Genomic DNA, 8,880 nt, shown 5'->3' with positions numbered 1-8,880 from the left:
GGCGGGCACCGCCGACGAATCAGTCCGATTCGTCGGCAGCGTCGTCCACTTCGGCGTGGGTAGCACGCCGTACTGTGGCGGCGGCAAAGCCCCGACGCAAGAGGAACTGCGCGCGGCGGGCGCGTTCGGCATGGTCTGGCGCGCCCTTGCCGCCGTAGCGGCGGCGCAGCTGGTCGAGGGCGGACGCATCCCAGTCGACCCCGGACGCATCCAGCAGCTCGCGGATGCGCTGGTCGGATAGCGCATGGGTCTTGAGTTCGGCGCGGATGCGCTGCGGGCCATAGCCCTGGGCCGCGCGGCTGCGCACCAGTACTTCGGCGAAGCGTTCGTCGTCCTGGTAACGCTGCTCGCCCAGGCGGTCGATCGCTGCGGTGCTTTCGTCACCCTCGTAGCCGCTCTGGCGCAACTTGGTCTTGAGCTCGCGGCGCGAGTGTTCGCGACGGGCGAGCAGGCCCAAGGCCTTGTCGTAGGCGGTGCGCTTGGGCTTGTCGGGTGAGACGGGGCGACGCGTCATGCGTGACAGCCAGCTGCGCTACGAGCGAAAGGCCTCCCTCTCTCCCCAGCCCTCTCCCCCGGCCGCCGGCCGGAGGAGAGGGAGCTGGAGGGTGCGGGCGCCGGCATGCGCTCAGGCTTCTTCGAGTGCCTCTTCGGAGGCTGGGGCGGCCTTGCTGCTGACCAGCAGCCGTTCGCGCAGCTGGCGGTCGATCTCGTTGGCGATGGCCGGGTTGTCGCGCAGGAACTGGCGCACGTTCTCCTTGCCCTGGCCGATGCGGTCGCCGTTGTAGCTGTACCAGGCGCCGGACTTGTCGATCAGGTTCTGCGCCACGCCCAGCTCGATGATCTCGCCCTCGCGCGAAGTCCCCTCGCCGTAGAGGATCTCGAACTCGGCCTGGCGGAACGGCGGGGCGACCTTGTTCTTGACCACCTTGACGCGCGTCTCCGAACCGATCACCTCTTCGCCCTTCTTCACCGCGCCGATGCGGCGGATGTCCAGGCGCACCGAGGCGTAGAACTTGAGCGCGTTGCCGCCGGTGGTGGTCTCGGGGCTGCCGAACATCACGCCGATCTTCATGCGGATCTGGTTGATGAAGATCACCAGGCAGTTGGACTTCTTGATGTTGGCGGTGAGCTTGCGCAGCGCCTGGCTCATCAGGCGGGCGTGCAGGCCGACGTGGGAGTCGCCCATCTCGCCCTCGATTTCCGCCTTGGGCGTGAGCGCGGCGACCGAGTCGACCACCACCACGTCCACCGCGCCCGAACGCACCAGCATGTCGGCGATTTCCAGCGCCTGTTCGCCGGTGTCGGGCTGGCTGACCAGCAGGTCGGCCACGTTGACGCCGAGCTTCTCGGCGTAGGTCGGGTCGAGCGCGTGCTCGGCGTCGACGAACGCGGCGGTGCCGCCGTTCTTCTGGCAGTTGGCGATGACCTGCAGGGTCAGCGTGGTCTTGCCGGAGGACTCCGGTCCGTAGATCTCGATGACGCGGCCGCGCGGCAGGCCGCCGATGCCCAGCGCGATGTCCAGGCCGAGCGAGCCGGTGGAAACCGTGTCGATGGCTTCGTCGGTGCGGTCGCCCAGGCGCATCACGGCACCCTTGCCGAACTGCTTCTCGATCTGGCCGAGGGCGGAGGCCAGCGCCTTGCGCTTGTTGTCGTCCATCGTGGGGATCCTGCGGTGGTGTGGCTAGGAATGGAGCGCATCGTGCCCGGTCGGAATCTCACGGGCTGCGATCTCTTGAGAGGTGCCAAGTATCCCACACCCGTCAAGCCCCGCCGCCGGTGCGGAGCGCCTCATTCCGTCAGCGCTTTCCGCACGCCGCTGAGCGCCGCGGCCACGCTCTGGCGGCGGATTGCCTCACGATCGCCGTTGAACTGGAACAGCCGCGCATGGGCATAGCCGCCGCGGCGCTTCCAGCCGATCCAGACGGTACCGACCGGCTTGTCCGCCGTACCACCGCTGGGCCCGGCGATGCCTGTCACCGCCACCGCCACGCCCGCGCCGTAGCGCGCCATCGCGCCGGAGACCATCTCCAGCACGGTCTCCTCGCTCACCGCGCCGGCGTGCTCGAGCGTGCGCGGGTTGACGCCCAGCAGCGCCTCCTTGGCCTCGTAGCTGTAGACCACCACGCCGGCGTCGAACCAGGCCGAACTGCCGGGCTGGTCGGTCAACGTCTTGGCGATCCAGCCGCCGGTGCAGGATTCGGCGGTGACCAGCATCAGCCTGTGCTGCTGGAGTTCCACGGCGACCTGGGCCGCGAGTTCGGAAAGCTGCGCATCGGTGGGGACGAAAGCGGACAACACGGACTCCTGCTGGGCGTGCGGTGCAAAGGGGCGTTCTAACCGCTCCGGGAGACTGCGGCAAGGGAGCGCCGTCGGCCCGGCCGGCGGGCGGGGGCGGCGTGTACACTCCGGAGCCTCCCGACACGACCATCGCTGCCGGCGACCGCCCGATATCTTCCCGCGCATGAACCTCAACGAATCCGTCCAGCACACCCCTTTCATGCGCCAGTACCTGGCGGCCAAGGCCGAGCACCCGGACGTGCTGCTGTTCTTCCGGATGGGCGATTTCTACGAGCTGTTCTACGACGACGCACGCAAGGCGGCGCGGTTGCTGGACATCACGCTGACCCAGCGCGGCCAGTCCGCCGGCGCGCCGATCCCGATGGCCGGCGTGCCCTACCACGCGGTGGAGAATTACCTGGCGCGGCTGGTCAAGCTGGGCGAGTCGGTGGCGATCTGCGAACAGATCGGCGATCCGGCCACTTCCAAGGGACCGGTCGAGCGCAAGGTGGTGCGCATCGTCACGCCCGGCACGGTGACCGACGCCGCGCTGCTGGAAGAGCGGCGCGACAACCTGCTGCTCTCCATCCACGCCGGCGCGCAGGGTGCCTTCGGGCTGGCCTGGGTGGACTTGAGTTCCGGCCGATTCCTGCTGAGCGAGGTGTCCAGCGCCGAGGCGCTGGCCGCGGAACTGGCACGGCTGCAGCCGGCCGAGACGCTGATCGGCGAGGATGGTGCCTGGCCGAAGTACGTCGGTGCCTTGCCCGGCCTGCGCAAGCGCCCGCCGTGGCATTTCGACGTCGATGCCGCGCGGCGCGAGCTCAATCGATTCTTCGGCACGCGCGACCTTTCCGGCTTCGGCGTGGACGGTCTGACGCTGGCCATCGCCGCGGCCGGCTGCCTGCTCGGCTACGTCGAGGAGACGCAGAAGAGCGCGCTGCCGCACCTGACAGGCATGGCGGTCGAGAGCGCCGGCGAGACCATCGCGCTGGATGCTGCCACGCGGCGCAACCTGGAGCTGGACACGCATCCGAGCGGCCGTATCGAGCACACCCTGCTCGGCGTGCTGGACGAAACCGTGACGCCGATGGGCGCGCGCCTGCTGCGCCGCTGGTTGAACCGCCCGCTGCGCGCACGCGACACGCTGAGGCTGCGCCACCAGGCGATCGCCACGCTGATCGAGGCGCGCGCCTACGAGCCGCTGCGCGAGAAACTGCGCGGCATCGGCGACCTGGAGCGCATCCTTGCCCGCGTGGCGCTGTGCTCGGCGCGCCCGCGCGACCTTTCGACCCTGCGTGACGGCCTCGCGGCGGCGCCGGGGTTGCGCGAACAGTTGGCCGCACTCGACAGCCCGCGGCTGCACACGCTGGTGACGCGCATCGGCGATCACGCCGACACCGCCGCCCTGCTTGCGCGCGCGATCGTCGCGCAGCCGCCGGTGCTGCAGCGGGACGGCGGCGTCATCGCCGAGGGTTACGACGCCGAGCAGGACGAACTGCGCCGGCTGTCCACCCCTGCCGACCAGTTCCTGGTCGAACTGGAGGAACGCGAGAAGGCGGCCAGCGGCATCCCGACGCTCAAGGTCGGCTACAACCGCGTGCACGGCTATTACATCGAGATCACCCGCGCGCAGGCCGACAAGGCGCCCACGCACTACACCCGCCGGCAGACCACCAAGAACGCCGAGCGCTACATCACCGAAGAACTGAAGGCCTTCGAGGACAAGGTGCTCTCGGCGCGCGAGCGTTCGCTGATGCGCGAGCGTTCACTGTACGAAAGCCTGCTCGCCACGCTGACCGAGCGTCTCGCGCCACTGAAGGATGCCGCCGCCGCCCTCGCCGAGCTGGACGTGCTGGCCAACCTCGCCGAGCGCGCCGACGCGCTCGACTGGCGCGCTCCCGATCTCACCGACGCGCCCGGCATCTGCATCGAGCGCGGCCGCCACCCGGTGGTGGAGAAGGTGCGCGAGGAGCCGTTCGAGCCCAACGACATCGAGCTGACCGATAGCCGCCGCATGCTGGTGATCACCGGCCCGAACATGGGCGGCAAGAGCACCTACATGCGCCAGAACGCGCTGATCGTGCTGCTCGCCCACATCGGCAGCTACGTGCCGGCAGCGCGCGCCTGCATCGGCCCGGTCGACCGCATCTTCACCCGCATCGGCGCCGGCGACGATCTCTCGCGCGGGCAATCCACCTTCATGGTGGAGATGAGCGAGACGGCCAACATCCTGCACAACGCCACCGAGCACAGCCTGGTGCTGATGGACGAGGTCGGCCGCGGCACCAGCACCTACGACGGCCTTGCGCTGGCCCGCGCCGCCGCCGTGCACCTGGCACGCAACAGCCGGGCCTATACGTTGTTCGCCACCCACTATTTCGAATTGACCGAGCTGGCCAACGAATTCGCGGCGATCGCCAACGTGCACCTGGACGCCGTGGAGTACGGCGAGCAGCTGGTGTTCATGCACGCGGTGAAGGAAGGCCCCGCCAACCGCAGCTTCGGCCTGCAGGTGGCGGCGCTGGCCGGCCTGCCCAAAAGCGTGATCGCCGACGCGCGGCGCACGCTGGCGGAACTGGAACGCGGCATGCATCATGCGCCCGCGCCCACACCGGAGGCGGATGCCTCACCGCAGCTGGGCCTTTTCGTGGCACCGGGCCTGTCCGCGGCGGAACAGGCCTTGCGGGATCTCGATCCGGATGCCCTCGCGCCGCGTGAAGCGCTGGACGTGCTCTACCGCCTCAAAGCCCTGCTTTGAAGCGATAGAGCACGCTGCGGAAGCGGACCACGGCGCCAGAGTGCGTCGTTTTTGCGCCGATCCGGGCGAGGCTTTTAGGCCACGGCCGACAGCGGCGCAGGGAACGGCTCGCGCCATCCGGGCAGCGCCATCATCCGCTCGTGCCAACGCACGATGTTGGGGAAATCCTCGATCGGCAGCCGGATCTCCTTGGCCCATGGCAGCAGCACGCCCACGCTGAAATCGGCAATGCTGAGCTTGCCGCCGGCGACGAAGTCCCGGGTTGCCAGGTGGGCATCCAGCACCGCGGCGAACTTCCTGAAGAAGCCGGTGGCTTCTTCGACGGCGGACGGCTCGGGCTCGCCGCGGCCGATGTATCGCTTGATCACGTTTTCGAAATACAGCGTCGCGCCATGGCGCGAGAAGTGCGTGAGATCCCAGCACAGCCAGCGCATGACCTCGATTTGGCCCGGGGCGTCCGTGGGCCACAGGTCGGAGCCGGCCTTCACCGCCAGGTGCGCCATGATCGCCGTGCTCTCCCACAGCACCAGGTCACCGTCGACCAGCACCGGAACCTTGCCGTTCGGATTCACGGCGAGGAAATCCGGCGTGTGCTGCTCACCCTTGCGGAGGTCCACCCGCACGAACTCCACCGGCAGTCCCAGGTATTTCGCCAATGCGCAGACCTTGCGCGGGTTCATCGTCTCTGCGTAGTACAGCTTCATGTCGTTGCCTCCGTGGGGATGAAGGGGCACAACGCCCCGTGGGAACGAGCCGAGTCTGCCCGCGCTCTACATATGTTCAAGAACATAATTTGCGGGCGCAGTAGGCTGGCGCCGCTTCGTTCCATCCGCCACAGGTGACCACCATGCCGTATACCGCCGAGCACAAGCGCAGCACGCGGGCGCGCATCGTCCAGAGCGCGCGCGAACTGTTCAACCGCAAGGGGTTCGTGGAGGTGTCGATCGACCAGATCATGGCGCGTGCCGGGCTCACCCGCGGCGGCTTCTACAGCCACTTCAGCAACAAGGAGGAGCTGTTCGTCGAGGCGATCATGGCCTACCGGAATTTCAATCCGGGCATGCGCTGGAAAAGCCTGGCACTCGACCCGGCCCGACAGGGCAAGGCGCGCGCGCGGCAGCTGGTCGACGCGTATCTCTCGCAGGCGCACCTGGACGACTTGGAAGGGCATTGCCCGATGATCGCGCTGCCCTCGGACGTGGCCCGTGCCAGTCCGCGCGTGAAGCAGGCCTATCGCGAGCTGCTCGAAGGCATGGCCGGGATCTTCACCGACAGCCTTTCCGCCGACCGGTCCGCCGATGCACGCAAGCGCGGACTGGCGCTCGCTGCGTTGTGCATCGGCGGGATGGTGCTCGCGCGCACCTTCGAGGACGAGTCGTTCCGCCGCGAGGTACGCGAAGCCGCGCACGGCACCGCGCTCGAACTGGTCGACCGCCGGCCCGCCAGCCGCGGACGTCGAACCGGTGCTACGACTGCTCGTCCTTGAACTTCCGGATCAGCCGGCGCGCCTGCTTGTCCGGCCGCGTGGGCGGACGCAGCAGCCCGCTCGCGCCGAGCCTGCGCTGCGCCCGCGCCGCTTCGCGTGCGGCGAGGCTTTCCTGGGTCTCGCGGTAGAGCGCCTGCGCAGCGCTCGCCGGCCCACGCTGCTCGGACAGCGCCAGCACCGTCACCTCGAAGCGCTCCTCGCCGCGGCCGATCTGCAGGCGGTCGCCGACGTGCAGCGCCTTGGCCGGCTTGCAACCCATGCCATTGACATCGACCTTGCCGCCGTCGATCGCCTGCTTGGCCAGGCTGCGCGTCTTGAAGAAGCGCGCGGCCCACAGCCAGACGTCGGCGCGCACGGCCGGCAGGTTGTTCTGCGTCTCGCTCATCGGCCTGTCACCCGGCATCATCCCAGCAGTACGCGGCCCAGCGGCACCGTCAACAGCGACAGCACGATGCCTGCACCCAGCATGGTGTTCGCCAGCGGCGGATCCAAGCCGTACTCGTCGGCCAGGATCGTCGCCGAAACCATCGGCGCCATGGCCGCCTGCAGTACGCCCACGCTCAGCACCAGCCCATGCACGCCGGTCGCCGTGCCCAGCAGCCAGCAGGCCAGCGGCGCCAGCAGCAGCTTCCAGCCCAGCCCGCTCGCGGCCGCCACGAGCTGGCGCTCGCCCGGATGGAACTTGAACTGCAGGCCCACCGAGAACAGGGCCAGCGGCGTCAGCGTGGCACCCAGCGGCGCGAACACGCCATCGAGCGGCTGCGGCCAGCCGCCCAGCAGCCCCGCCCCGATGCCCGCGAGCAAGGCCACGAAAGCCGGAAAGGTCGCGATCCGCCGCACGATCGCGTTCGCCTGCGGCGCGCGCCCGGCATACAGCGAGGCGACCACGATGCCCGCCGACGCCAGTACCGGAAAACAGCCGAGCTGGTCGGCCACCACCGCCAGCGACAGCCCCGGCTGGCCGTACAGCGCCTGCATCATCGGGTAGCCCATGAACGAGGTGTTGCCCAGCCCGCACACCAGGATCAACGCCCCGGTACGCCCGCGCGACCAGCCCAGCCGCGGGCCCAGCCAGCCGAACAGCAGCCAGGCGCCGCCGAACACGAGCCACATCGCCACGATGGGGAACCACAGTTGCGGGTCGAAACGCAGCTTCGGGATCAGTTCCAGCACCAGCGCCGGCAACGCCACGTTGATCACCCACCAGTTGAGCCCCGCGGCGAGCCCTGTCGGCGGCCGCGCCAGGCGCGCCACCAGCGCGCCCAGCACCAGGCAGGTAAACAGCAGCAGCAAGGCGCTCATCGATACCGGGTCCGGCGGGGAAACGCGCATTAGACGCGAACGCCGGTCACGCCGGAAGCAACCGCTCCCGTGCGGCGGCCTTGGACAGGCACGGCGTGCTGAAGCCGACCTGCGGTTTGCCGCGATAATTAGCTCATGAACGACATCGACCATCGCGTGCACGGCCTGGCCCACGACGAGGTGCCGCCCGACTGGCCGCCGCTCACCTCGGCGGAAGTCGCCGCGTTGCTGGCGCGCTACCCGCTGGGAGAGGCCCGCGCGATCCGCTGGCACAGCCCGCGGCCGCTCTCGGCCGCAGCGCTGATCGAGACGGCGGGCGGCATGGTGTTCGTCAAGCGCCACCACCGCAGCGTGCGCACGGGCGCGACGCTGGCCGAGGAGCACGCCTTCATGGCCCGGTTGCGCGATGAAGGCATGCCGGTGCCGGCGGTGCTGGCCGACGGCGAGGGGTGCACCGCCGTCGAACGCGGCGAATGGACTTACGAGGTCCATGCGCCTGCCGCCGGCATCGATCTCTACCGCGAAACCGCATCCTGGTCGCCGCTGCTCGACCTGGCCCACGCGCACCAGGCCGGTGCCATGCTGGCGCGCCTGCACCGGGCGGCGGACGGCTATGCGGCCGGCCAGCGCGACACGCACCTGCTGGTCGCGCGCAGCGAACTGATCGAGGCGACCGACCCGCTGGCGACGCTCGCCGCGCAGTTGCCGCAGCGGCCGGGCCTGGCCAGCTACCTTGGGGCACGCGATTGGCGCGGGGAGATCGGCCGGGCGATGGCGCCTTTCCACGAGCGCGCGCATGCACGGCTGGCGACGCAGCCGCGGCTGTGGACGCATGGCGACTGGCACGTCTCCAACCTCTGCTGGAGCGATGCCGGCCCGCGGGCCCAGATCACCACCGTGCACGACTTCGGGCTGGCCGCGCGCACCTTCGCGCTGTTCGACCTGGCCACCGCGATCGAACGCAACGCCATCGCATGGATGGCGCTGGACACCGGCCACGCCGCGGCGCACGTGCACACGGCACGCGCGCTGATCGCCGGCTACCGCAAGCAGCGCC

The 8,880-nt window shown here is 69.6% G+C and carries 9 protein-coding genes; 3 read left to right on the top strand and 6 right to left on the bottom strand.

From position 1 onward, the window contains the following. Positions 1–19: 19 nt before the first annotated feature. From HOQ08_RS01260 to HOQ08_RS01250, 3 genes are all read right to left on the bottom strand, one after another. Positions 20–514, bottom strand: coding sequence for a regulatory protein RecX (locus tag HOQ08_RS01260; protein ID WP_291190391.1), 495 nt, complete (start codon positions 512–514; stop codon positions 20–22). A gap of 111 nt (positions 515–625) precedes the next feature. Continuing rightward, entirely contained in the window at positions 626–1,657 is a 1,032-nt protein-coding gene (gene recA, locus HOQ08_RS01255; RefSeq protein ID WP_291190388.1) for a recombinase RecA, read from the bottom strand. A 131-nt stretch (positions 1,658–1,788) separates the two neighbouring features. Next, positions 1,789–2,298 carry a CinA family protein gene (locus HOQ08_RS01250; protein WP_291190386.1) on the bottom strand — a complete coding sequence of 170 codons (510 nt, stop codon included), beginning with the start codon at positions 2,296–2,298 and terminating at the stop codon, positions 1,789–1,791. A gap of 163 nt (positions 2,299–2,461) precedes the next feature. On the opposite strand from HOQ08_RS01250, the gene mutS reads away from it, so the two are divergent. Further along, positions 2,462–5,035, top strand: coding sequence for a DNA mismatch repair protein MutS (gene mutS, locus HOQ08_RS01245; protein WP_291190383.1), 2,574 nt, complete (start codon positions 2,462–2,464; stop codon positions 5,033–5,035). 74 nt (positions 5,036–5,109) lie between these two features. On the opposite strand, the gene HOQ08_RS01240 is transcribed toward mutS, so the two are convergent. Further along, on the bottom strand, positions 5,110–5,739 hold the full coding sequence (locus tag HOQ08_RS01240) for a glutathione S-transferase family protein (RefSeq protein WP_291190380.1): 630 nt from the start codon (positions 5,737–5,739) through the stop codon (positions 5,110–5,112). 143 nt (positions 5,740–5,882) lie between these two features. Here HOQ08_RS01240 and HOQ08_RS01235 point away from each other — a divergent pair, with 143 nt between their 5' ends. Then, entirely contained in the window at positions 5,883–6,521 is a 639-nt protein-coding gene (locus tag HOQ08_RS01235) for a TetR/AcrR family transcriptional regulator (protein ID WP_291190378.1), read from the top strand. On the opposite strand, the gene HOQ08_RS01230 is transcribed toward HOQ08_RS01235, so the two are convergent. Then, the gene (locus HOQ08_RS01230; RefSeq protein WP_291190375.1) at positions 6,502–6,906 is read right to left on the bottom strand and encodes a S4 domain-containing protein; all 405 of its coding nucleotides are present in this window, start codon (positions 6,904–6,906) and stop codon (positions 6,502–6,504) included. The two genes, HOQ08_RS01235 and HOQ08_RS01230, sit on opposite strands and share 20 nt — an antisense overlap. Before the next feature lie 17 nt (positions 6,907–6,923). Beyond that, complete coding sequence (locus tag HOQ08_RS01225; protein ID WP_291190372.1) at positions 6,924–7,823, bottom strand: AEC family transporter; 900 nt, start codon at positions 7,821–7,823, stop codon at positions 6,924–6,926. 135 nt (positions 7,824–7,958) lie between these two features. Here HOQ08_RS01225 and HOQ08_RS01220 point away from each other — a divergent pair. Next, on the top strand, positions 7,959–8,880 hold a 922-nt coding region (locus HOQ08_RS01220), incomplete at its 3' end, for a phosphotransferase (RefSeq protein WP_291190369.1).

Source organism: Frateuria sp. (assembly GCF_013362045.1).
Classification (GTDB): domain Bacteria; phylum Pseudomonadota; class Gammaproteobacteria; order Xanthomonadales; family Rhodanobacteraceae; genus Frateuria_A.
This window is presented reverse-complemented; position numbering and strand designations above follow the sequence as displayed.

Bases quoted from the DNA above. Each gene is read 5' to 3' on its own strand.
- HOQ08_RS01230 (WP_291190375.1), bottom strand. From the start codon at position 6,906: ATGAGCGAGACGCAGAACAACCTGCCGGCCGTGCGCGCCGACGTCTGG.
- recA (WP_291190388.1), bottom strand. From the start codon at position 1,657: ATGGACGACAACAAGCGCAAGGCGCTGGCCTCCGCCCTCGGCCAGATC.
- HOQ08_RS01235 (WP_291190378.1), top strand. From the start codon at position 5,883: ATGCCGTATACCGCCGAGCACAAGCGCAGCACGCGGGCGCGCATCGTC.
- mutS (WP_291190383.1), top strand. From the start codon at position 2,462: ATGAACCTCAACGAATCCGTCCAGCACACCCCTTTCATGCGCCAGTAC.
- HOQ08_RS01225 (WP_291190372.1), bottom strand. From the start codon at position 7,823: ATGAGCGCCTTGCTGCTGCTGTTTACCTGCCTGGTGCTGGGCGCGCTG.
- HOQ08_RS01260 (WP_291190391.1), bottom strand. From the start codon at position 514: ATGACGCGTCGCCCCGTCTCACCCGACAAGCCCAAGCGCACCGCCTAC.
- HOQ08_RS01240 (WP_291190380.1), bottom strand. From the start codon at position 5,739: ATGAAGCTGTACTACGCAGAGACGATGAACCCGCGCAAGGTCTGCGCA.